Here is a 22692-nt window from a genome sequence, read left to right as displayed (position 1 = left end):
TCAATCAGCACGCCAAAAGCCCAAAATCAAAACCAAGGTACATCAACCAATAGTTCTTCGATCCCTCCAATTGCTAGTCACGAAATTGAAAAAGTGACTCTGGAGCATCTTCGAGGGATGCTTAAAGGGAACCCTGTCGCTCCGTTCGCTGCCGCGGATGTAGAACTATTCTAAGTGTCCCTCAGCTTGGCTGACTAGCGTCGCCAGGTTGGGAGTGAACCATTGTCCGATGCTTCTGGAGGCCGCGTAGAAGCTGCTCCGCATCTGAAGGCGTAAAAACAAAACCGACGGGCCCATATGCAGGGTGCTGAAAGGCCAGCAATGACCCCTCGGTCAGCGCATCAATCTGCAAAGCCCAATTTGTTTTATACACGGGAGCAAAGCGCGCTCCTTCAATCGGCGCTGGCGGACGCTTTTCCAGTAGCGCGGTGCGTGCCATCCCCAAGCTGGTAATCAGCTGGTTCAACTGGGCTTCGTCCAGAGAAATGTCACCGGTCAGACCGCTTCCATCCAAAAAGGAGAGAATGATCTTTTGCCCGTCTTCTGAGCGGGTTACCTGCATGCGCGGGTTGTTAGTCATCTCGAGCGCCTCTTTTCAGGGGGTTCCAACGGGAGAATTCTGATGGAATGGACCACTCCATGTCCACCAACCCAAGCGTGTAGCAGTTTGGGTAAGAGCTTCTTCGGCTTCGTGCGCTTTTTGTGAGGTAGGGAAGAGGCCAAAGCAGGTAGCGCCTGATCCGCTCATACGCGACAGAAGGCAATCCGACTGACTTTGAATCGCAGTGAGAACGTCAGAAATAACGGGGGCATGAGCAATCGCGGGCGCCTGAAGGTCATTTGCTGTTTGCTGTAATAGATCCACAAGGTCCTGCATTGACGCCCATTGGCTGGGGAGCACCGGTTTTGTACGCTGGACGATACCCCCCATTGCGGCAAAGCTGCGGAAGATATCGGGCGTTGACACACCAACGCCTGGATTAATCAGCAGAATTCCGCCGCTCGGCATTTCTGGTGCTGGGGTCAGAATTTCCCCAATCCCTTCCATGCGTGTCGCTTGCTGGCGAACGCAGACGGGAACGTCGGCACCAAGAGGTTCTGCAAGTGCGCAAAGATCGGACTCTGTTGCGTTCCAGACGCGTGACAGGAGGCGCAGCGTACACGCGGCATCCGCTGAGCCACCGCCAATACCTGACGCGACAGGTAGATCCTTTTTTAGTGTCAGCCGGTATGCGTCATGGGAGCCGCTTTTTGCCTGAAGCGCACGGGCTGCCTTAAGAACGAGATTGCTGTCGTCGGCTTCAAGGCCTTTGCCAAATCGTCCTTCAATGGACAGAGAAAACCGATCGCACTTTTCTCCCACACTGATCGTGTCGGATGCCCCGGCGAAAACTGCGAGACTGTCGAGCAGATGATACCCGTCAGGCCGCCGCCCCGTGACATGCAGATAGAGATTGATCTTGGCGTGGGCGGTATCTTGAAGACGGGTCATTTGTTCTGTTCGAATGATTTGAGATGTGGGCCGCCCTGCTGGAGGGCATTCAGAATGAGAGTGCGATCCTGAGGCTGCGGATTGTCATCCAGAGACTGGTTCCATTGATCCTGGGCCTCCGTGTGGCGACCAAGATACCAATAGGCAACGCCCAGATGATAGCCGATTTCGGCATCACTCGAGGCATGTTCTGCAGCTTGAATAAGAATGGGTAGCGCAGTTTTCAGGTCGCCTTTGGCCTTGAGAAGGGCCCAGGCGTAGCTGTCCTGAATAGATGGATCGTTAGGCTGGAGCTCCACCGCGCGCTTAAGCAACTGCAGGGCGTGGTCTTGGTCAATATCGTGTTCGATACTGGCATAACCGACGAAGTTGAGAACTTCTGGCTGCTCAGGGGCGAGTTCCAGTGCATGGTGCATATCTTCCTGCATCATGGCCCAGTCTCCGTTTTCCTGGGCGGCCATTGCGCGACCGAGAAGTACCGGCCAGGCAATCTCTTTGCGAGGAGGGGAGGCTTTCAGAGCTTTTGTATAAAGATCGATCGCCTCGGCATGATGGCCCATCTGATCCTGAACTTCAGCCAGTTGAACCAGAAATTGTGGATTACCCGGAAGCAGGGTCAGCGCGCGATGAAGCGCATCGGCCTGAAGTGGAAGATCGTGGGAGCGGCTGGCCAGATTGACTCGCTCTTGGGCAGCCAGCGCTGCCAGAGAGTCTGTACTTGAAACCGAATTGAGTGTCTCGAGGCCCTTCGAGATCTGATTGCCGTCACGGAAGGTGTCGGCAAGGAAAATGCGTGCAACAGTCAGGGTGGGATCAAGGTAGAGGGCCTGTTGCAATGCGATGATGGCCGGATCGTGAGGAATGCCTTCCTGCTGAATAACGTCCGTGATCATCAGGGCAAGTTGCAGGTTCAGAATCGCCGCACCTTGAGAGGGAGAAAGAGGAGGACGTTTTTTCAGGTTGTGTTGAAGCGGCCCAATGATCATGGAAGCGAGAGGGGAACTCACGCCCAGTGCAGCCACAGCATCAAGTGCCGACTTATGCTGGCCCTGATTTTCAAGCCAGCCACCATAAATCTGGGCGTAAAGAATCTGGAGCGTCAGCGGATCATCGGAGCTGTTGCCAGTCTTCTGATAGAGAAGTTCGGCCTGATGTTGAGAAGGCAGTCGCTCTGCAATCAGCGCGGCATGGAACTGGTACAAGCGGCGTGTAGGGGCGAAGGTTGCAGCGGCGTTGAGGGTGGAGAGTGCCTGCTCGACATGGCCTTCGTCTGCCTGGGCCCATGCCAGAAGAACTGGCGTTGCAACAGAGACCAGAGGGCCTCGATGATTGTTGCGGCTCAGGGTCTGGCGCATTTCCGTCCAGGATTTCCGAGTAACCGCGTTCTGGGCAAGGACGAGGGTGGCAATATCGCTGCCGGGAAGCGTTTTGGCGAACGTCACAGCCTCATCTTCATGTCCGGTCATGGCAGCGTAGCGCAGAGCATCTTCGCGCAGCTTCAGATCGCGGGAAGATAACGTCAGGACATGTGAAAGCGCGTTATAGGCAGCGTCGATCTCTCCGCGTTGCATCATGACGCTCGACGCCAGCAGCCATCCGGTCAGGGATTTTCCGGGATCAATAGCGGGCATTGTTTCCGGAGGAGGGGCAGCAAATGCTGAGGGCAGGAGGGTTCCCGCCAGCAGAAGTGCCGAGAGACCCGCGCGAAGCGAGTGCGAAAAAACCGGAATTGATCTGGGCCAGCCGCGCGTGATCTGCATAATGGGTCAATTCTAGACCGCATGTGGTCATACGCCAACCTGAACGGATTTTTCATGACACCCCAGCCTGTTCCGAGCCGAGCAGAACTGCTTGCCGCGCTACAGCTGCAATATGACTGGGGTGTGGACGAGGTTCTTTCGGAAGAGACGATTGACCGCCTTTCGGATGTGCCTCGGAGTCTGCCTGCCCGAGTGGACACCTTACACGCCCGATCAGCGTTACCCAGGGAAGTGCCATCGCCTGCGCCGGTATCACCCGGGCTGGAACAGGCACGTGATCTGCCGGCCCTGATTCGAGCGAGCGAAACGCTTGATGATCTGTTTTTGGCGCGGACGGCAACGCATCGGCTCCAGCCCGTTTTTGTCGATGCTGCTCGCTTCATGCTGATTGGAGAGACGCCGGACGCGGATGAAGATCGCTCTGGAGAACTTTTTGCGGGGCGTGCCGGTGAGCTTCTGGATCGAATGCTGGCCACTGCGGGGCTGGAACGCTCGGTGCTCTCAATGGCACCAGCGGTTCCATGGCGACCGCCGGGAGGGCGCGGTGTAACGGATCAGGAGATGCGGTCCTGTCGTCCGTTGCTGTTGAAAACGATCGCCCTGTGCCGACCACCGTTTCTGGTGACGATGGGAGTAACGCCTCTGCGGCTGCTTCTGGGGGATCAGGCCATGCTGAATCGGCTGCGTGGCAAATGGACGGAAATTCGGATTCCCGAGCTGGATGCGCCGGTTGCTCTGTTGCCTATGCGACACCCGTTACAACTCGCTGCCAGCCCTGCTGCACGCCGGAATGCGTGGCAGGATCTTCTGGTTTTGATGGAGCGATTGAGTGCGGAAAATACAGAACTAAACAAGTCCTGATTTAAGCCTGTAAAAAACTTCGCGAAAACGCAAAAAACTACTCGAAAACAGGTGTTTGCCACTGGATTGTTCCAGTGTGTGACGATATCATCGCTTAGTCCGAGGCTCTGTTCTGGTTAACCAAAACTTGCCAGCGTGCCAGAAACCGGGTAGCACCCGGCGGCTATGCGAAGGATTACCCCTTTCATCTCAGGTGGCACGGCGCGAGCGTTGCTTGTGAGTGTGCTGATTCTGACCGGTGGAACTTTTTCCCCGGTGCGTGCTGACGGTGTGCAGACTCTGCCGCCTCAGCCAGACCATGCTGGCGATGAAACAGCGTTTGCAGAAGCCCGTCCCAGCCTCGGTGGGGACGGCATTGTATCGCTGCCACACCCTCTGACGGCCACTATGGCCAGTCGATATCGTCTGATCCTGCAGGCGCAGCGTCGTGGTGACCTGCAAGAAGCCATGGAGCAGACGCGTTTGCTTACGGATCGCGTCCTGCTGGGCGATGTTCTGGCAGATCGCTATCTTGCGCCTGGTGCTCATCCAGGGGCGGACCAGCTCCGTGACTGGTTGAAGAACTATTCAACCCAACCGGACGCACCTGCAATTCAGGGGCTTTTGGTAAGGACTGCTCCGGCAGGCTCCGTTCAGCTCCAGACTTTTGTGAGGTCTCTGGCGCCTGAAGATCGTCCTGAAACCGTTCACCTGCCTAATAGTTTCCCTGCGGACCCATTGGCGCATGCCTTCACGCGTAATCCTCTCCTGGATCGTACGGTTCAGGAGCGGGTGATGCAGGGCGTGAAGGGCGCAGCCAGCGCACTGCACCTTGTGGATATTACGCCCGGCATGACCCCTGCCTATGCAGGGCAGCTTTACGGAGAAATTTCTCTGGGGCTGCTTTCACAGGGAGATGCTCAGAGCGCGCTGCGTCATGGTTGCGCCGGCTTCGAGCGCGGAGGCCATCAGGTTGGTCTTCCTGCTTATGTCGCTGGTCTGGCCGCCTGGCGTCAGGGGCATCTTGATGCGGCATATGAGCTGTTTGAATCGGCGGCAAATGCTCCAGTTACATCGCCCGAGCTTCATGCAGCCGCAGCGTTTTGGGCTGCGCGTGCAGAAATTCGCCGTCACGCAATGGCGGCATACGTGTCCTGGCTCCATCGTGCCGCGAACCATCATGAAACATTTTATGGGATGCTCGCCGCTCAGACACTGGAGCTTGGACGTAAAGGCCATGCGCGCCTGCCAGACAGCGTAACGGAAATTACGCTCCATGATCCTGTTCCGGTTCTTGGGGAAATTGACGTCGAGGCCATCAGTGCGCTCCCACAGGGCCGACAGTTGTTTGCCCTGCTGCAGATTGGCGAGCGTGCACGCGCCGAGGCGTTGATGCGGCGGATGTGGACGGACGTGGCGCCTGATAGTGCGCGGTCCCGGTCCTTGCAGTTGGTCGCCCAGACTGCCGGATTTGAAGATCTGTCCGAACAGCTCGCGTCGCTCATCATGAATGGGGAAAACCGGCCACAAGCGGCTGGTGCGGATTTGCCGATGCCCCGTCTCAAGCCCAACCATGGCTTCCGGATGAACCCGGCTCTGGTTTATGCACTCACGCGCGTTGAATCGAATTTCGATGCTGCCGCTACATCCGGGGCGGGTGCGCATGGGCTGATGCAGATCCGGCCGATCACGGCAAGCTTCATCACACTGCATCACCAGACATATGATGCCCATGGAATGGCTGTTATTCCCGTGCCGCCTGACATGGTAAATCGCCTCCACAACCCGTCATCCAATTTGGAGATTGGTCAGCTTTACGTGCTGTATCTGGCCTCTCAGTCGAGCCATACATCTTTGTCGGCGCGCCCTGAAGGCGGGGATCTTGTACGGGTTCTGGCGTCTTACAACGCAGGGCCTGGCGCTATCGCCCGTTGGGAAAGTGCACAGACGGCCGATCTGCATGATCCGCTGTTCTTTATGGAAACGCTGCCCAACACGGAAACGCGTGACTATGTGCATCGCGCCCTGACCTACACGTGGCTGTATGCGCATAAAATGGGGCTCTCATCGCCGTCTCTGAAAGCGCTGACGCATTCTGAGTGGCCATCATTTGGCGCGGAACAGGCTCTGGCTCATGAGCAGATGGCGCTGAACTAAGAATAAAAAAAACCTCGCATCAGCATTTTGATGCGAGGTCTCTTCAGAAAATCGCCCGGCCTGAGTGCCGGGCTTTTTTGTTTTTGGGGCTTAGCTTTTCTGGGTCTGGATGCCCAGATCTTCCATTTCTTCATGAACCGCGGACGCCTTGGCGGAAGAGTAAACTTCCATGGCGGAAGCTCCCTTTGGCTGTTGCAAGCGGATGAAGCAGGTGATGACTGCGGCAAGCAGATACAGTGCCGCGTAGATGTAAACGACGCCCTGCGTGCCGTAGCCAGTAACAAACAGTGTTGCCAGTGCCGGGCCCAAGAAGTTGCTCAGGCCACCGCCAAGGTTCTGCACGGAAACCGCAGCACCTTTATGATCGGGCGCAATGGCGGGGAAAATTGCTCCCATGGGCACAAATGCGTTGAGCGTTAAAGCTAGGAACAAGGCACCGATAATTGCGGTGAACATGTTGCCGGGCATCAGGTGCGGGATGAAATAGAAGGCAAGGCTTGCCATTGCGCAGCCGACAAAGCCGAACCAGCGCATCTGACGCAGCCAGCCGATCCGGTCGCCAATAAGGCCCCAGACCACGTTGGTCACAGGCTGAACCAGGAAGAACGCACCATAGATCCGCAGCCATTGCGGCATGGTGAAGCCAACTTCCGGAGACGTGTAGAACAGCGGCATGATGACCGGAAAGCCGAAGAGAGACAGATTGCAGATGACGCGCGTGATGAGTGCCAATGCAATATCGCGGTTCTCAACAATCAGCGTCAGGCTGCGACTGATCTCGATCAGCTGTTCCTTGACGGACACCTTGGCTGCCAGTGGCTTGGCCTCAGACGGATCTTCGCGGATGGTCAGGCATGCCAGTGCGCCGCCAGCCAGAACCCAGGCCAAAGACATCCACAGGGTCGGCATGAAGCCGAAAGCGGGGATGGTCCAGCTTGGCAGGAAGGACGCGATGATGCCGTAACCCAGCGTGAACATTGACCAGACCCAGCCGATGGCAGAGGCCAGTCGATGATCGGGGGTTTTCTGGACGATCCAGAAGAAGAACGCATAGAAAAACAGCGGGTATGCGAAGCCGCGCAGACCATAGAACAGCATCATCATCGGGAAGGAGTGCTGTCCGAGGCCAAGTCCGAGGAACGCGACGTGGCACAGTGCCCACCAGATGGTGCCGATCGCCATAATGCGGCGCGCGCCATAAACTTCGGCTAGCACGCCAGACAGCCAGCTCGAAATGGCGGCTGTTGCACCGTAAATGGTGAAGAGCATTCCTGCCTGTTTGGGCGTAAAGCCAATCTGCGTGACGTATTTTGCAAGAAACGCAACTTCGATGCCGTCGCCCGTCATGTACAGGGCAACGGCGATATAACCCCACAGCAACATCACCGGCATGCCCCAGAGGATGCGGGATTTGGTGACGGCTGATCGATGGGGTGGAGAAAGCTCTGTGGCACTCATGAATGTCATGCCTTCCTGAAGGAAAGGGAGGATGGAGTGTCTTCACACGGCAACGATGACAGATCGGTGCCTTCCAGAGGGCCAAGCAGCGTGACGATTCCGGGGGAGGCCAGTCCAAGAAACTGTGCTTCGATACCACTGAACACACCTGCCGAGCGCGATGCCGGAGGCAGGATGTTAAAACGTTTAGCGCTAAAGATAGGCTGTTTTCTAAACATGGCGAGCTCCTTTGACAGCGGGAATATGCGTTCGGGTTGTCGTTCGGAGGCCGACAGTTCCTTTCTCCTCATGTCATCCGCGCAGGACATTCTGACGTGAGGAGAACGGAGCAGGCAGGCCTGCTGGAAAGCCGTCACCGATAACCGTGTGAGTACGATCTCGCGGACGATAACATGATTCTGTTATATTCAAATAGTATTTATGTTATTTTTTATGCCATAAACGCATCATCTGATGTGACTATTCCTCTAGAAGAGCTCAACAAGCGCGACGCCCGCAACGATCACGACAAGAAGAATCAGCAGGATCACCGTCAGGCGCTTTTCGATGAACTCGCGCACAGGTTCGCCAAAGGCCTTGAGGAGTGCGGCTTCCAGGAAGAAGCGTGCGCCGCGCGTTGTGATGCTGGCAGCGATGAACGGCAGCAGCGGGAAGTGTGCCGCACCTGCCGCCAATGTGACGAATTTGTAGGGGAGAGGTGTGAGCCCCTTGCCCAGAATGATCCATATGCCATATCGGCGGAACAGGTCTTCCAATGCCAGAATGCGCCCGTCTGCATGATAGAAATGGGCGATGGGCATACCGATATGCTTCATCAGGAAAGCGCCGAGCAGCCATCCGATCACGCCACCTATCACGCTGAAGACAGTGCAGACTGTTGCTAGAAACCAGGCCCTGTCCTGTCGCGTCAGGATCATGGGAACGAGCATCAGGTCAACGGGGATAGGAAAGACCGACGCTTCTGCCATGGCGATAATGATAAGCCACCATACGGCTTTGGGTGAGGCGGCAAGGTCGGTGATGCGACGATAGAGGGAATGGATCACGGTCTGGTCCTGTGGAGGAATATCCGGTCTTCCTATCCTTCTCTGTCACTGAATGAAAATTCATTGCTTCGGAAAACAGGATAAAGGAAGCACAAAGCTCTTCCTTTTCTGAAAATGGATGCCCCGTGCCCCAACGTTACTCTCTTCTGGCCCGCCTGTTTCACTGGGGCATGGCGGCTATCATTATCCCGGTCTGGATGATTGGATTCTATGCGGGGCGCCTGTTGCCGCGTGGGGCTTCTCCTTTGAAGGGAGAACTGCTCTCCATTCATAAGGAGATCGCATCGACAGTTGTGATCCTGGTTGTTCTCAGAATGGCCTGGCGCGCAACGCATCGGCCGCCAGCATTACCTGACACTGTTCCGGAAGAGCAGCGCATTGCGGCGCGCGTGCTTCAGGGATGTCTTTATCTTCTGATGCTGACCACGCCTCTCACGGGATGGCTGATGGCCTCTGCCCACGGTGCGCCAGTCCAGATGCTGTGGACGGTGCACCTGCCGACGCTCATTCAGAAAACCGCGCTGTTCGCGCCGATCCTGGGTGTCATGCACCAGTTTTCTGCCTGGATTTTGGGGGTTCTCATTGCTGGGCATTGCGTGGCGGCGCTGATGCACCGTTTTTCCCGGCGGGATCAGGTCATGGATATGATGCTCTGAATAAAAAGGCCTCTGCAGATATGTGCAGAGGCTTTGGACTATTTTGCCTTATTGCGGTGAAGCAGGCTGCTGAATCGGGAAAGGTTCAGCTTTGAGCGCAGGGCGCGGATGATCCGCCATCTGCGTCTTCAGATATGAAACCGCCGCATCAAGTTGTTGATCCTGCCCCTTGAAGGTGGCGACCGGCATGTTCTCGATCTCGATATCCGGCGAGACACCCTTGTTCTCCACCAGCCAGTGGCCGTTCATATCGAAATAGGGATTCTCGGCTGTCCGGGCATTGCCGTTGTCAATCAGACGGTCACCGTCCGAAAGCCAGACACCGGCACCTGCTGTGCGTTCCCCAAGGAGCGGCGCGATGTGGAGAGACTTGATGCCTTGAGAGAAGGTCTCACCGTCCGAGTAGGTCATTTCATCTGAAATCACGATAAGATGGCCCTGGAACGCCTGTTGCATGTCGATGGCCGGAGCGTTGCCATAGCGGCTCCAGAACATCCAGGATCGGCGCATGAGCTGCGTCAGAACCCAGCTGTCAATGTTGCCGCCATTATTGCCGCGGACGTCAACAATGAGTCCATCCTTGTCGATATTGGCATAGAACTCGCGGGCGAATGCCTCCATGTCATCGCCGACCATGGCTTGCAGATGCAGATAACCAATGCGTCCATGGCTGGCACGATCCACAAGATCAGCACGGCTGACTTCCCAGTCCCGTGCGCGCAAGGACTTCTGCTTGCGCCAGCTTACGGCTGTCACGACTGTTTTGTGTTCTTTGCCATTGCGCAGAAGGGTCAGGAGAACCTGTTTTCCAGCCTGATTGGCCAGAAGCGTAGAGAGGTCGGGCTCGTCGGCTGCGGATTGTCCGTTCACGGCAACAATCAGATCTCCGTCCTGCGCATCAACGCCCGGAGCAGCCAATGGAGACTGCTGATCCGGTAGATCGCGGTCTCCTCTATAGATATGTGTGATCCGGAAGCCTTTTGCTTCGCGGGTAATCTGTGCACCTAGCCCGGCAATCAGGTTCGCAGCTGGGTCTTCGAGGCTTTGTGCCGGCCGGAGCTGGGAGTGCATGGCGCCAATTTCAGCAACCATCTGGCCAAGCAGATCATCCAGATCTCCACGGTCTCCAAGTCGATCCACAAATGGCGCAAAGTGGGCTCGGACGGCTTTCCAGTCTACGCCATGCAGATCGCGGTCATAATAATGATCACGGTGAAGGCGCCAGGCATCGACAAATTCGTCTGACCATTCCTGAGCGGGGTCGATGCGCAGCCGTAGTCCGTCAAAGCTGACCGCTTTTCCTGCGACATCATCAGGCTTCTTGGCCCCGACCGGTAGCAGAAGAACTTCCGGTGCCTGCTTCGCGCGAGGGGCCACCGTCATGATCGTTTTGCCGTCTGCCGAGAGGCTGAAATCTTCAACCTTGGGGGAGAAGGTTTCGATCTTGTGCTCGTTATTGTCGATATGGATGGACTTCAGAGGGTTGGCGTCATCGTCCGTACCATCCACGGTGAACAGATAATCGCTGGCGGCTGCCAGCCCATGATAATCTGCAGCAGGGACGGGAACCTGATAGAGACGATCTGCCAATCCGTTCCATTCAAACGCGGGAAGAGGCTTCTTGGGAGCGTCTTTCTTCTCATCTTTCTTGTCGCTCTTTTCCTTGGTGTCATCATGATCCAGCTCGGTTGGCGCCTGGAAAGGAAAGCGTTCTCCGGCCTGGAGTGCGAGGGCATAGATGCCTGTACGATGTGGAAACGCCGGTCCCAGATTGCGGTCTCCCCAGGGAGAACCGTTAGCCAGCGAGAATGTGCGATCAGACAGGAACCACAGCCATTTCCCATCTGGGGAGAAGGTTGGGCTATAGGATTCGTAACGATCGCTCGTCACCCACTCCGTCCGTCCTGTTCCCGGAGAATACAGGGCAATCTGACGTCGTAGATTGGAGCCGCGTGTGCGTACGAAGGCGAGGGCCTTTCCGTCTGCGGCCCATGAAAGGGAATCGAAAACGTTCGTGCCGTCCTGAGTGGCATCATCAACGAGCTTCTCAGCTTTGCTCGAAAGGTTGAGCAACCACAGGCGCCCCAGCAGATCCGTATGCGCGGCGTATTTTCCGTCTGGTGAGATTTCGAGAGCGACAGGTTCGGTTGACGATGGCTGGCTGAGTGCTTCTCCCTTGCCGCTGCCATCTGCCGCAAAACGCCACAGCGCAGATTCTCCGCCAGCATCACTGAACGCAATGACGGATTTGCCATCCGGCGTCACGCGGGCGAGGCGCAGGCGGACATTGTCTGGGGTGGGCAGGACGATCAGACGCCTCGGGGAAGCTGCTGCCACGACCGTGTGGCCGCGCATCGTGAAGATAGCAGCATCGCCTTTGGGAGAAATGGTCTCCGACGTGGTGAAGCGGGTTGGTCGATCCAGCCAGTACGGTGCACGAGGTGCATTGTCCGAGACCAAATTGACAGGGATCTGGTGGCTCTCGCCTGAGGTCAGATCCAGGGAAAAGAGGTCTGCCCCTTTGCGGAACACAACATGGTCGCCTGAGAGTGATGCTTCCAGAACGCTGTAATCCGTAAAATGGGTTAGCTGTCGGGCATCTGTTCCGTCTGCTGCGGTGCTCCAGAGGTTGTAACGTCCGTTTTCGTCGGAAATAACGATCAGACGATCCCGCCACGGCATAGGGCGAATCAAATTCGCTGTGCGTGTGCCAATACGTTCGGCCTCGGTTCCAGACTGAAGATCAAACCGCCAGAGTTGCGAGAGTGCTCCTCCACGATAGGCCCGCATATGATCGCCTGTTACCGCGAGCCCGAACCGCACGGCATACAGCCATTTACCATCCGGGCTAATGGAAGCGTCATTCACGTTGGCAAGCGGATAGACGTGCTTTGCACCCGTCTTTGGATCCAAAGCTGCGACATTGTAGCTGTAGTAAGGGCCAGTTGCGTCCGGCATGGAGTACAGGATGCCAGCATGAGCATCCCACCCTGCGATATGAAGTTTGGGCGCGTTTTCAAACGTCATGCGTCGGGGCGTGCCGCCGGAACTTGGCATGATGTAGAGCTCTGTCGGCCCATCAAAATTCGCCAGAAATGCGATTTCTTTGCCATCGGGGGAGAGGACAGGCTGCGGGTCAACGGCATTGGCGCCATGGGGTGCGCTGGTCAGGCGCTGGGCTATGCCTCCCGTCAGGGGCACACTCCAGACTGACTGTTCCGCGCTAAAAAGAACGGTCTGCCCCGTGACTGACGGCTCTCTGAAGTAACCGGGCTCAGCCTGAGCGGTTAGCCCGTAGGTGCACCCCAGAAGAGCCGCGCATGAGAGAAGGGAACGTCGGAGGGAAAACCGCATGATGTGAAGGACTTCTCATATGAAAATATCCTTCGATGATGCTGCGGTTTCATATCGCCGTCGAGACGGCAGGTGCGTTTTGAGGGTGGGAAAACAAAAAACGCCAGCCCTAGATGGGCTGGCGCTTCGTGTTTTGCCGTGAAAACCTGGATCAGGCGGTCAGAGCAATGACCTTGTCTTCAGCCGCTACCAGGTAGGAGCTGTTGGACAGGACCTGAACAGCCAGCATGGCAATGCTGTGAGAAGACCGGCTCGGGAGCGAGATTGCGGCATGACCTGTGGTCCAGCGCATGGTCGTTCCTTCAGGAACACTCCAGCCAGACAGCTCTTCCTTGGCGAGATGTGCGGGAAGCACAGTGGTGCTGCCAGCCTCGTAGAGGGCAATCTGGCCAACGAGCACACCGAGTTCACGGCGGTCATCAACAAATGGGCCAATCACATCGGATGGGCGGCTCGTGCGGGACATCAGGCGCACAGAGCGAACCTTCTCCGGCAGCATGAACATGGCATAGCCGTTGGTCTCACGCGTTTTACGGATGATGGTGCCGTCTTCCGTCATGAGATGCAGGTCAGCATCCTGCGTCAGGACTGCCCTGTCAGCCTGAGACACCAGACCTGCCATGTCTGCCCGTGCTTCGATTGCGCGGAACAGGGGCTCGACTGTTGTCCGGTCAGTCGTGAGCGGGGCCGCTGCGTCTTCGTTCCAGCTCTTGACGCTGCCGCCGATGCTGAAAACATTTCCGTCCTGACGGAAATCGCCGCGATTGCCCGTGTCGAGGAAGCTCTCCGTCAACAGGCCGTTGGCCATAATGACCGAGTGATCTGCCGTCTCGATGTGGAAGTAATCGTAAGACGTGATGCTCGTGTCGTAGTGAATGGAGCGACCATTGATCAGCATCCGGGCCGGGACAAACTTTCCATCAAGGAACAGGCAATGTTCTGCCGTCACCAGAAGGTCCGTGTGTGGCATGCCGGGTGCGATGGCGCCCTTCAGAATACGAACCGGGTAGCCTGCTTCGTCTGCAAACGGACCTGGACGTACCGTCATGTGACGACGTCCGGCCCATGTGACAGTGCGAACGTCTTCACGGCCATCAACATACACAACCACGCTGTCGCCAAGGCGCAGGGTCTCGACCGCGACTTCACCGTCCTGCGTGCGGATCATTGAACCTGCGGGGAAGCAGATGACGCCGTTTCCATTGCTAGTGTTAACCGTGACCGGGTTGCTATCGGTCGGAGCGTTTTTGTAGCTGCTGTCGTAGGTAACGCTTTTGGGGCTGATTGTGCCGCTAGACGTGGTCAGAGTTACATTGTCGCTGGTCATGGTGGCAGACGTTACGGTCTGACCATTCACGCCGAGGCTATCGCCTTCCTTCAGGTTGGCCAGAACCAGCTTGTTGGCTGCGTACTTGTCGCTCGGAAGGATCAGCGTGTTGTTGCCCGTTCCGAAAACGACCTTGTTGCCGTCAGCAGGGTGAGTTAGTGGTAATGGTTGCTTTGGCCCCATCATTCAACGTCAGGGTAGACTGGAGAGCGGAGCTGTCCGTGAAGGACGTACCTGCGCCATTGACCGTGATGGGGCCTGTAATGGTGGTGCTGTTACTGGCTGTCTTGACGGTCGAACCATTGGAAATATTGAGGTTGCCAGCAATTCCGCTGCCGCTGCCCAGCGTAATATTGTCGTTGTCGAAATTAAGCGTGCCGCCAGTCGCAATCGATGGCTTGAGGCCCGGATAGCTAGACCAGTCCTGCGAGACATTCGAGAATGTTGCGGTGCCTCCGTTATCAACCTGAAGGCTATTGTTAGCCGTTAGCGGACGCTGGATGTTTGCTGTGCCACCTGAAGTGACTTCCAGATTTTGAACAGCCAGAGCGCTGGTGCCGGAGGCGATGTCGAGAGTGCCTGCAACCTTGATGTTGACGCCGGAAAGCGTTGATGTCGCGCTTGAGACGGTAACGGTTACACCTGATGGGATGGTGACTGTGCCTTGATTCGTCTGCGTATCAGGAACGTGTGTTGCTGGTGCGCCATCGTAGCTCCAGTTCAACACGTCACTCCAGTTGCCGCCGGTTGTTGGGCCGACCCACGTGTAGAGATCGCCGTTTGTTCAAGCGGGTGTAGATGTTGCCATGATGTGATGAAAATCCAGAATGCAGGGGTGCGCCGTATTGTTCGCAGAGTGAAGTGGAATTGCTCCCATCGCCTCTTCTGCAGACAAACGAAAGCTATTGATGGCATAACTCGTTCAATTAAAGCTAACATTCAATGGAAATGACGAAGATGAATAATTTGTAAAAAACCAACGCCTCATTGCTCGGCTTATTCAAGCCGGGCAAGAAACGTTCAAATCGAAAAAATTTATGGATTTATCGAGAGATTTTTTAGCCGACCGCAGATTTGAGGCCATAGCCTGCTGCGAGTGGGCAAAGTGGCAGCATTGCAAACAGGCATGCTCCCAGAAGGTCGAATCCGGCGCTGGATGATGCACCAAGCTGCCCGGCATAGGACGAAGCCGCACCAAAAATCAGTACCGGCGTTGCGAGAGGCAAAACAAGGAGTGGCAAAAGAACGCCACCACGACGCGCCCCCAACACGATTGAGGCGGCCATGCCACCCATCAGGGATAGGCACATCGTTCCAAGCATCAGCCCAAACAAGAGAAGCGGGAGTTCGCTCCCTTTTACGCCCAGCATGATGCCAAGCGGGATAGCTGCAACAAGAAGAGGCAGGCCAGTTGTCAGCCAGTGAGCAATCATTTTGGCGAAGGCAACGGCATACGCTGGAAGGCCCGTAAGCATCAGCAGATCCAGGGAGCCATCTTCCAGTTCAGAGCCGAAAAGTCTGTCCAGCGGGAGCAGCGATGCGAGCAGTGCACAGACCCAGATGATGCCCGGCCCCATATGACGCAACAGATCTGGTGAGGGACCAAGAGCCAGAGGGAAAAGGCTGCCACACAATATAAAGAAGAGCAGGGATGCGAGCGTATCCGCCCCAAACCGATAGGCAAGTCGCAGGTCGCGGTCGATCAAGGCAAAGAAAGCGGTCATGACAGCCAGAGCGGTTCAGCGTGAGCAAGGGAAGGAAGTTCGTGCGAGCGCGTGTTATCCAGGGGGAGCGGCACATGCGTCGTAACAATCATGGCGCCCCCATTGTCACGGTGTTTGGCCATGATTGCTCCAAGCCGTTCGATGCTCGCTACGTCCAGACCAACGGTTGGTTCGTCCAGAAGCCAAAGGGGTGCTCCTGACAGCATGACACGTGCAAAAGCTGCCCGGCGTTTCTGCCCCGAGGACAGGAGGCGTGCTGGAAGGTCAGTCAGGAATGCCAGATCAAGGGCTTCCAACACGTCTTCCATGCTTCCGCTGCCCAGACGATCGGCAAGAGCAAGATTTTGCGCCAGCGTCAGGCCGGGCTTGAGAGCATCCTGATGGCCCAGCCAGGCCAGTGCTCCATAGCGCTCAATTGTGCCGCCATCAGGCTTGCGAAGGCCTGCGATTGTTCTGAGAAGAGTGGATTTTCCCGCACCATTCGGGCCGGTGAGTATCATGGCATCGCCATGAGCAAGCGAAAGGCTCACATCATCCAGAACCAGCCGGTCTCCACGGAAAACCGTAATATCCCTGACATCCAGAAGCACGGAAGGTGTTGTCGGGTCGGGCGGCTGGGTCGTCATGGGAAGCGTTCTGTCCGGTTCACGGTCTCATCAGCTTAGACCCTCTGAGCGCGGGAACTGCAAGGGGGCGTCTGAAAAGCTGCAATCTGGTGAATTCTCATTCCCGCATGCAGGAAAGGTCTCGATAGCCAGTGCGAGGTCCGTTAAGAGGGCTGAACGGTATAATGATCACACGTCTTGTTAAGGGATGTCTGGAACTGACTGATCTGGTGTTACAGGCGAGCGGGATCGCCAAGTCTTTTGATGGCAACGAAATTCTTCGTGGTCTGTCACTTGATGTTGAACGTGGCGAGCTGATCTCGATTATCGGACCGTCAGGGTGTGGCAAGTCCACGTTCCTGCGGTGTCTCAATTTTCTGGAGCATCCTGACGCCGGAACTGTCCGTATTGAAGATGTGACACTCGCCTGTACGGGCAAAAGCTGGACGCGCGCCAATGAGGCACAGGCCCATCGTTTGCGGGCGCATGTCGGCATGGTCTTTCAGGCTTTCAACCTTTTCCCTCATAGAACCGTCATTGATAACGTCATGATGGCGCCGATGCGCGTGAAAGGTGTCTCACGGGATGAGGCGCAGGCGACTGCCTGTACGCTTTTGGAAAAAGTGGGCCTGGCGGGTGTTAAAGACCGCTACCCGGACAGTCTTTCGGGCGGCCAGAAGCAGCGCGCGGCAATTGCCCGTGCGCTCGCCATGAAGCCATCTGTCATGTTGTACGACGAGCCGACATCCGCACTCGACCCGGAACTTTCAGAAGAAGTTCTGTCGGTAATGCGGGATCTGGATGATGAAGGGATGACGCAGCTTGTCGTAACGCATGACATGCGCTTTGCCCGTGCCGCCTCGGATCGCGTGCTGTACGTGGAGGCTGGTGAAATCGTTGAAAGCGGTGACCCAGACCTGATGTTCGCCAACCCGAAAGAGGGGCGCACACGGCGCTTCCTGCGGACGCTCCTGTGATGAACAAGTTTTTTGCGTGTCTACTGGCGCTGGCTTTCATGCTGGCACCCTCCGTTCATGCCGTAGCGGCTGACGAGACTGTCGCATCCGCGCCAGACGCTCTGGTCGTGCCGGGGGCTCGGGATAACACCGATTTGCCCTGGGCCTCGGATGGTGAGGCCAATGTGCCTTACGTGTTCCATGATCCCGAGCATGAATCCCGAATGACGGGCTTCGAATACGATCTGGTCAATGCCATCGCGGAGAAAATGCACCGCAAGGCGCGTTTCATTCAGAATGACTGGGATGGGCTGATTCCGGGCCTGTCGCGTGACCTTTACAGCATGGTTGCAGACGGCATTGAAATGACGCCGGAGCACAAGGCGGCGGTCCTGTTCTCCCGTCCTTACTATGTAACAAGCGAGCGGATCATTCTTCGCAAGGAAGAAACGGGTCTCGACACGCTGGAGGCTCTCAAGGGCCATAAGATCGGCACGATCAAGGACACCACAGCCGAGCGAATGCTGCGTCGGCAGGGTGGCTCTACGATCCGGTCTTATGAAGAAGAGACAAATGCCTTTTCAGATCTGCGGAACGGAAGACTGGACGCGATCCTGCTGGATGCGCCCATTGCCCTGTATTACGGCAGCATTTCCGATGACATGAAGCTGGTGGGCGAACCGATCGGCAGCATGGAATATGGCATCGCGTTTGCGCCTGGTAGCCGCGCGTTGCGTGATCAGGTGGATGCCGCCCTCGGAGATCTTATCAAGGACGGGACGCTTCACCAGATTCTGGCACGCTGGAACCTGTGGACTCCGTTGATGGAGAACTACACTGGGGACCATACCCATCCGGATATTGCCCCGGTGGAATGGGACCGGTATCGGGCCGCCATGGCCAGCACGACCGGTGGGAACTGGAAAGTTCTGGTTCACCGGTATGTCGGGTTCCTGCCTCTGATCGGCCAGGCAGCCTTGATGACGCTGGCTGTTTCAGCGCTCGCTATGGTGATTGCGGTCGCCCTGGGCCTGCTTCTTGCGTTGGCGCGGCATTATGGCGGGACGGTCCCTCGGCTTGTGGCGGGGTTATATGTTGAAATTGTCCGCGGTACACCGCTGCTGATTCAGGTTCTTTTCATTTTCTATGGGCTGCCAGCCTTTGGCATCCGGCTGTCTCCCTTCATGGCAGGCGTGTTGTCACTGGGGCTCAATTACGCGGCCTATGAAGCCGAGAATTATCGTGCGGGTTTGTTGTCTGTCCCCCGGGGCCAGATGGAGGCCGCTATTGCCCTGAACATGACGCACTGGCAGGCGCTTCGTCTGGTCGTGGTCCCGCAGGCCTTCCGCACGGTTGTGCCGGTCATGACCAATGACTTTATTTCGTTGCTCAAAGACAGTTCGTTGGTGTCCGTCATTACCTTGACGGAACTCAGTCAGACCTATGTCCGTCTATCGTCCACCTATTACGATTATTTCGGAACGGGGCTGATGGTCGGTGCGGCTTATCTTCTGCTTGGGCTACCGTTCGTGAGATTGGCCCGTATGGCAGAACGGCGCATGGGCCGCGGTATGGGTGGCAATATCGGTCACCACTGACTGGGAGGCATGAAAGACGCCTCGTTCAATGAATTAAAAAAGGCTGCCTCTCTGTTGGGAGGCAGCCTTTTTTTGTCAGGACGCTTTGGGCGCTGACGGATCACTCGTGATGGATGGTGTGAGGGTATTCGGGTCAAGCGTCCCGTCAAACCCTTGCCGCAGAACGTCCGCCCATTTCAGCATCCACCGATCCAGATCCGTGATGAAGCGCGAGGAGTCCGGATTGGAATGAACTGTGCCTTTGCCCCAGATGTTAATGGGCGCCAGGAGTTGGCGGGACCCGTGCTCAATCGGGGCAATAAGCGTCTCAACAGTTTCGACCTGAACGCCCTGCGTGCCCTGAAGGGCTGCGTGATACCACCCAACATTGATCATGAGGGGCGGAATTGGAAAGCCGAGTGTTGCCATGCGGTTGAAGGCAGCTGTGATGAATGGGTCCGGGCTAACTGTATTGTTCGCCAGAACTGCGTTCCCCATATAGGTGCACTCTTCCGATGCTCCCGGCTTTCCGCTGATACGTGATGCATAGTTGCGATCATCATGGCACGGCGTTTCCAGCCCATCCGTCACTTCCTGTGGAAGAGTCTGCTGGCTGGCGCGGACAACAATGACTGCCGAGACAACACCACTATCCGTACGCGCCAGAACCTGCTGGGAAATTTCTCCGTGAGGGCCGCTACGCGCTGTCAGGATGGTGTGCCAGTCTCCGGTCGGGAGAGGAACAGTGCGCCCGGCAATCTTCAGGCTGTGGCGGAGGGTGATGCCTGGATCGGGAACACCGACCTGATCTACGCCACCATTGGGGGCATTGCCGCCGGCGGCGTTTTGAGGGCCAGCGCCCGCTGCAGGCGATGGGCTTGCGCCAGGAGCATGTCCCGGGAGCCAGGGCATGGCTTTCTTCAAAGCCGGGGTCGGGAAAAACGACGCCATCCCGATCCCGCCGACCATCATGATAAGGCTTGTGCGCCAGAGAGGTGCGCGGCGCCAGAGTCGTCCAAATGCTGTCATGGATCAGTGACTCAGGCGGCCGAGTTGCGCTTCGGTATCCTTGGAAATTTCCGCGACAACGCCCTCATCTCCTGCCGTCAGGCGAACCGTCTTGGCGCCCTGTTGACGGGCGATAATCAGGCTTTCGCTCACCATATCTTCAATGGACCGCACCAGATCACGAGCGCTGGCGCCGGTGCCCAGGTTCTTCTGCTTGACCATGACCTGAAAGAGCAGGGCCGGATCAATACCGCCCGTTTCAACGTGCAGGCCATAGCTTTCGATCATAGCTTCAATTTCCAGAGCGGCCACACGGGCCAGATCCAGACCGCGGAGAGCGCGGAATACGAAGATCCTGTCGAGGCGGTTCAGAACCTCTGGAGCGAAGCCTGCCCGCTTGAGGGCTTCCACCGACTCCGCACGCATTTTGTCAGGTTCATTTTCCAAGCGGTCCGCAATCTCTGTCAGTGCGTCCGTTGCGATGTTGGACGTCAGCATGAAGATGGCGCGGGTGGTTGAGACCTGCTCGCCTGTAGACGCTTCCGTAACGTGACCATCGTTCCATGCAGTGAGAAACTTCTTGAACACGTCCGGGTGGGCTTTTTCAATTTCATCCAGCAGCACGACGGCATCTGGCTGATCCTTGAGCCCGCCGGTCAGCTTGCCGAAAGTATCTGAGCCGACATAGCCCTTCGGGGAGCCGAAGAGCTGTGTGGCTGCATGGGGGCTGGACATCTGCGTCATATCGAAATGGAGCAGGGGGCGCTCCATCTGGCGAGCGATCTGCTTGGCCAGATAGGTTTTGCCAGTCTCTGGAGGCCCTGCCAGCAGAAAAATGCCGACGGGCTTGCCGCGAACCTGAAGAGCGAGGCGGCGGCGAAGCTGCTGGGCAATGTCTTCGCAGACACGGTCCTGCCCGATGACGCGGGCCCGAAGAGATGCGGCAAGCTCCTCCGCATCAATGACGGTTTCGCGCTGTTCGCGGGCCATGAGTTCTTCAAGCGCACCACGATTGGTCAGCCGGCTGAGAACATCCATGATCAGACCTTTCCTCCGGCGCAGTCCACGACGCGCCAGTTTTTCTGCAGAAGTTTCGTATCCCAGACCCATGACGGTCAGGAGGGCGCCGATCCCCGCAAGGGGGAGATAGGCAGGGCGTGCCCAGTTCAGAGCTCTCCAGAAACCATCCAGAGACAGGTGTAGCATGACGGCCACCTGAATGACCGCCAGAATCAGGAAGGCCGCCATCATAACTGGCATGGCCCGGTTGAGCATGGGAACGAGGGACTTGAACACCGGGGTGGCCTTTACTGAACAATCACGCCAAGCACGATACGCTGACTCAGCGCAGTCAGGCTTGGCAGGGCTTCGGGGCCGAGGGCGGTCATGGCACCAATGGTAAGAGCGGGTGCGTGCGGCATTGTGACAGGATCAATCGTAACCTGTGCGGCTTCGGCAATCGGCAGAATGAGCCGCTGGAATTTTCCTGTCAGAACAACGCGCTGGGTCAATCCGGATACTGTGACATCAACAGTCTGTCCTGTCACGCCTGCCGCATCCAGAACCGGCATTTCCACAAGGCGCATATCGCCACGCTGCACAGCCGCTAAAATCTGGCTTCGCTGTTGGGCATTGAAGCTGGTGGCAGCAAGCGCTTTAGGGGCATTCTGTGCGGAGAGCATGGAAAGCTGGACCGCCGCCTGAAGCGCCGGTGCTGTGCCAACGGCAGCATTGTCTGGCGGAGGAGCGGGAACTGCCGCCTTGGGCGTTGTGGCATGAGTGTAGAAAAATGCCCCGGCCCCAATGGTGACCACGGCCAGAAGACTACCTCCCGCCCAGAGAGGTCGGCTCCGGGGAGCATCCTGCTGCGGAAGGAGATGGGGTTTAGGCTCGGGTTCGGCTGTCATCAGGGCCTCATCTCACCCTGACTACCCGTTCAAGGCAAGCATTCTCCGCACTGATAAATGTAAACAAATCTTTCGATATGCTTATGGGGCTGTATCCCTGTCGTTCTACTTGCATTGCGAGGGTGGAGGGCCTAGATAGAGGTCATTCCATTCATCTTCCGCTTCTTTTCGGGGGGTGGCCCTGACGGGCCGCCTTTTTTGTCTTGTCTCAACAGAACACATCTTCCGGTCTCGAACTGCCTCATCTGACGGGCCTTGAAGCCCGCATTGCGGAGCGGATCGTGCCGACGCTGGCGGACCTGGGCTACGAGCTCGTCCGTCTTTCCGTTCTCGGGCGCGACACCCCGACCATTCAGATCATGGCGGACCGTGCAAACGGCTCCCTGATCTCCGTGGAGGACTGCGAGCAGATCAGTCACGCCGTCGGTGCCATCCTTGACGTGGATGACCCGATTCCAGGCGCATGGATGCTCGAAGTATCATCAGCTGGAATCGACCGCCCTTTGACCCGTGCAAAGGACTGGGAACGATTCGCCGGACATCTGGCCAAGGCTGAACTTGATGTTCCGCTCAATGGCCGTCGTCGTTTCTCTGGAACGGTGATGGGCACGCGGGATGGCAAGGGCGTGATTCGTCTGGACGACGGGACTGAAGCGGAGCTGCCATTGGCAGAAGTTCGCAAGGCCCGTCTGATCCTGACGGATGCCCTGATTGAGGCAAGTGCTGCCCTTTCGGGTATCACACCTGAAGCGAAGAGTGACGGCGAGACGCCTCGCGTTCCGAAACTGAATCCGAAGAAGCCGGGGAAGAAGAAACAATGACCCG

19 protein-coding genes are annotated in these 22692 nt (G+C 57.0%); 6 read left to right on the top strand and 13 right to left on the bottom strand.

Features of this window, described 5'->3' with window-relative positions; translation table 11 throughout:
* Positions 1 to 181 precede the first annotated feature (181 nt).
* From HK24_RS07960 to HK24_RS07950, 3 genes are read right to left on the bottom strand one after another with little or no spacing between them, the layout of a single operon-like run.
* Positions 182 to 580, bottom strand: coding sequence for a hypothetical protein (locus tag HK24_RS07960; protein ID WP_232309090.1), 399 nt, complete (start codon positions 578 to 580; stop codon positions 182 to 184).
* 15 nt (positions 581 to 595) lie between these two features.
* The gene (locus HK24_RS07955) at positions 596 to 1492 is read right to left on the bottom strand and encodes a 4-(cytidine 5'-diphospho)-2-C-methyl-D-erythritol kinase (RefSeq protein WP_086634028.1); all 897 of its coding nucleotides are present in this window, start codon (positions 1490 to 1492) and stop codon (positions 596 to 598) included.
* Positions 1489 to 3252, bottom strand: a complete 1764-nt coding sequence (locus tag HK24_RS07950) for a tetratricopeptide repeat protein (protein WP_086634027.1) — start codon at positions 3250 to 3252, stop codon at positions 1489 to 1491. The genes HK24_RS07955 and HK24_RS07950 overlap by 4 nt, the downstream gene beginning before the upstream one ends.
* A gap of 54 nt (positions 3253 to 3306) precedes the next feature.
* Between HK24_RS07950 and HK24_RS07945 the strand changes: the two genes are divergently transcribed.
* Complete coding sequence (locus tag HK24_RS07945) at positions 3307 to 4113, top strand: uracil-DNA glycosylase family protein (protein WP_198942090.1); 807 nt, start codon at positions 3307 to 3309, stop codon at positions 4111 to 4113.
* A 165-nt stretch (positions 4114 to 4278) separates the two neighbouring features.
* Positions 4279 to 6249, top strand: coding sequence for a transglycosylase SLT domain-containing protein (locus HK24_RS07940; protein ID WP_233126178.1), 1971 nt, complete (start codon positions 4279 to 4281; stop codon positions 6247 to 6249).
* Between the two features lie 90 nt (positions 6250 to 6339).
* Here the strand turns inward: HK24_RS07940 and HK24_RS07935 are convergent, their stop codons facing one another.
* On the bottom strand, positions 6340 to 7707 hold the full coding sequence (locus tag HK24_RS07935) for an MFS transporter (RefSeq protein ID WP_064274160.1): 1368 nt from the start codon (positions 7705 to 7707) through the stop codon (positions 6340 to 6342).
* Positions 7708 to 8174: 467 nt separating this feature from the next.
* The gene (locus HK24_RS07925) at positions 8175 to 8753 is read right to left on the bottom strand and encodes a YqaA family protein (RefSeq protein WP_198942089.1); all 579 of its coding nucleotides are present in this window, start codon (positions 8751 to 8753) and stop codon (positions 8175 to 8177) included.
* A gap of 125 nt (positions 8754 to 8878) precedes the next feature.
* Here HK24_RS07925 and HK24_RS07920 point away from each other — a divergent pair, with 125 nt between their 5' ends.
* Positions 8879 to 9409: a cytochrome b gene (locus HK24_RS07920; RefSeq protein ID WP_086634023.1), complete on the top strand. Its 531-nt coding sequence runs from the start codon at positions 8879 to 8881 to the stop codon at positions 9407 to 9409.
* Between the two features lie 48 nt (positions 9410 to 9457).
* Here HK24_RS07920 and HK24_RS07915 read toward each other — a convergent pair whose 3' ends face one another.
* From HK24_RS07915 to ccmA, 5 genes are all read right to left on the bottom strand, one after another.
* Positions 9458 to 12763: a S41 family peptidase gene (locus tag HK24_RS07915; protein WP_086634022.1), complete on the bottom strand. Its 3306-nt coding sequence runs from the start codon at positions 12761 to 12763 to the stop codon at positions 9458 to 9460.
* Between the two features lie 151 nt (positions 12764 to 12914).
* Complete coding sequence (locus tag HK24_RS07910; RefSeq protein ID WP_086634021.1) at positions 12915 to 14276, bottom strand: Hint domain-containing protein; 1362 nt, start codon at positions 14274 to 14276, stop codon at positions 12915 to 12917.
* Positions 14233 to 14817: a hypothetical protein gene (locus HK24_RS07905; protein ID WP_143412306.1), complete on the bottom strand. Its 585-nt coding sequence runs from the start codon at positions 14815 to 14817 to the stop codon at positions 14233 to 14235. The genes HK24_RS07910 and HK24_RS07905 overlap by 44 nt, the downstream gene beginning before the upstream one ends.
* Before the next feature lie 331 nt (positions 14818 to 15148).
* On the bottom strand, positions 15149 to 15814 hold the full coding sequence (gene ccmB, locus HK24_RS07900) for a heme exporter protein CcmB (protein WP_086634019.1): 666 nt from the start codon (positions 15812 to 15814) through the stop codon (positions 15149 to 15151).
* Positions 15811 to 16440: a heme ABC exporter ATP-binding protein CcmA gene (gene ccmA / locus HK24_RS07895; protein ID WP_064273745.1), complete on the bottom strand. Its 630-nt coding sequence runs from the start codon at positions 16438 to 16440 to the stop codon at positions 15811 to 15813. The genes ccmB and ccmA overlap by 4 nt, the downstream gene beginning before the upstream one ends.
* 164 nt (positions 16441 to 16604) lie before the next feature.
* Between ccmA and HK24_RS07890 the strand changes: the two genes are divergently transcribed.
* Together HK24_RS07890 and HK24_RS07885 are read left to right on the top strand one after the other, a co-directional pair.
* Complete coding sequence (locus tag HK24_RS07890) at positions 16605 to 17396, top strand: amino acid ABC transporter ATP-binding protein (RefSeq protein WP_249194820.1); 792 nt, start codon at positions 16605 to 16607, stop codon at positions 17394 to 17396.
* Positions 17396 to 18973, top strand: coding sequence for an ABC transporter substrate-binding protein/permease (locus HK24_RS07885; RefSeq protein WP_046900034.1), 1578 nt, complete (start codon positions 17396 to 17398; stop codon positions 18971 to 18973). The genes HK24_RS07890 and HK24_RS07885 overlap by 1 nt, the downstream gene beginning before the upstream one ends.
* A 75-nt stretch (positions 18974 to 19048) precedes the next feature.
* On the opposite strand, the gene HK24_RS07880 is transcribed toward HK24_RS07885, so the two are convergent.
* Genes HK24_RS07880 through HK24_RS07870 form a run of 3 tightly spaced genes read right to left on the bottom strand, consistent with a single transcriptional unit; the run spans position 19049 to position 21867 of the window.
* Positions 19049 to 19981 carry a hypothetical protein gene (locus HK24_RS07880; protein ID WP_086634018.1) on the bottom strand — a complete coding sequence of 311 codons (933 nt, stop codon included), beginning with the start codon at positions 19979 to 19981 and terminating at the stop codon, positions 19049 to 19051.
* A gap of 3 nt (positions 19982 to 19984) precedes the next feature.
* Complete coding sequence (locus HK24_RS07875) at positions 19985 to 21235, bottom strand: AAA family ATPase (protein WP_086634034.1); 1251 nt, start codon at positions 21233 to 21235, stop codon at positions 19985 to 19987.
* A gap of 32 nt (positions 21236 to 21267) precedes the next feature.
* Positions 21268 to 21867, bottom strand: coding sequence for a hypothetical protein (locus tag HK24_RS07870; RefSeq protein ID WP_086634017.1), 600 nt, complete (start codon positions 21865 to 21867; stop codon positions 21268 to 21270).
* 203 nt (positions 21868 to 22070) lie between these two features.
* On the opposite strand from HK24_RS07870, the gene rimP reads away from it, so the two are divergent.
* Positions 22071 to 22688 (top strand): ribosome maturation factor RimP, encoded by a 618-nt coding sequence (rimP, locus tag HK24_RS07865; RefSeq protein ID WP_086634016.1) that lies wholly within the window; start codon positions 22071 to 22073, stop codon positions 22686 to 22688.
* Positions 22689 to 22692 lie beyond the last annotated feature (4 nt).

Source organism: Gluconobacter sp. DsW_058, from assembly GCF_002153615.1.
Lineage (GTDB): Bacteria > Pseudomonadota > Alphaproteobacteria > Acetobacterales > Acetobacteraceae > Gluconobacter > Gluconobacter cerinus.
This window is presented reverse-complemented; position numbering and strand designations above follow the sequence as displayed.

Excerpts from the sequence above, each read along its gene's own strand:
- HK24_RS07960 (WP_232309090.1), bottom strand. The coding sequence starts at position 580 with ATGACTAACAACCCGCGCATGCAGGTAACCCGCTCAGAAGACGGGCAA.
- HK24_RS07955 (WP_086634028.1), bottom strand. The coding sequence starts at position 1,492 with ATGACCCGTCTTCAAGATACCGCCCACGCCAAGATCAATCTCTATCTG.
- HK24_RS07950 (WP_086634027.1), bottom strand. The coding sequence starts at position 3,252 with ATGCAGATCACGCGCGGCTGGCCCAGATCAATTCCGGTTTTTTCGCAC.
- HK24_RS07945 (WP_198942090.1), top strand. The coding sequence starts at position 3,307 with ATGACACCCCAGCCTGTTCCGAGCCGAGCAGAACTGCTTGCCGCGCTA.
- HK24_RS07940 (WP_233126178.1), top strand. The coding sequence starts at position 4,279 with ATGCGAAGGATTACCCCTTTCATCTCAGGTGGCACGGCGCGAGCGTTG.
- HK24_RS07935 (WP_064274160.1), bottom strand. The coding sequence starts at position 7,707 with ATGAGTGCCACAGAGCTTTCTCCACCCCATCGATCAGCCGTCACCAAA.
- HK24_RS07915 (WP_086634022.1), bottom strand. The coding sequence starts at position 12,763 with ATGCGGTTTTCCCTCCGACGTTCCCTTCTCTCATGCGCGGCTCTTCTG.
- HK24_RS07910 (WP_086634021.1), bottom strand. The coding sequence starts at position 14,276 with ATGATGGGGCCAAAGCAACCATTACCACTAACTCACCCTGCTGACGGC.
- ccmB (WP_086634019.1), bottom strand. The coding sequence starts at position 15,814 with ATGACCGCTTTCTTTGCCTTGATCGACCGCGACCTGCGACTTGCCTAT.
- ccmA (WP_064273745.1), bottom strand. The coding sequence starts at position 16,440 with ATGACGACCCAGCCGCCCGACCCGACAACACCTTCCGTGCTTCTGGAT.
- HK24_RS07890 (WP_249194820.1), top strand. The coding sequence starts at position 16,605 with ATGATCACACGTCTTGTTAAGGGATGTCTGGAACTGACTGATCTGGTG.
- HK24_RS07885 (WP_046900034.1), top strand. The coding sequence starts at position 17,396 with ATGAACAAGTTTTTTGCGTGTCTACTGGCGCTGGCTTTCATGCTGGCA.
- HK24_RS07880 (WP_086634018.1), bottom strand. The coding sequence starts at position 19,981 with ATGACAGCATTTGGACGACTCTGGCGCCGCGCACCTCTCTGGCGCACA.
- HK24_RS07875 (WP_086634034.1), bottom strand. The coding sequence starts at position 21,235 with ATGCTCAACCGGGCCATGCCAGTTATGATGGCGGCCTTCCTGATTCTG.
- HK24_RS07870 (WP_086634017.1), bottom strand. The coding sequence starts at position 21,867 with ATGACAGCCGAACCCGAGCCTAAACCCCATCTCCTTCCGCAGCAGGAT.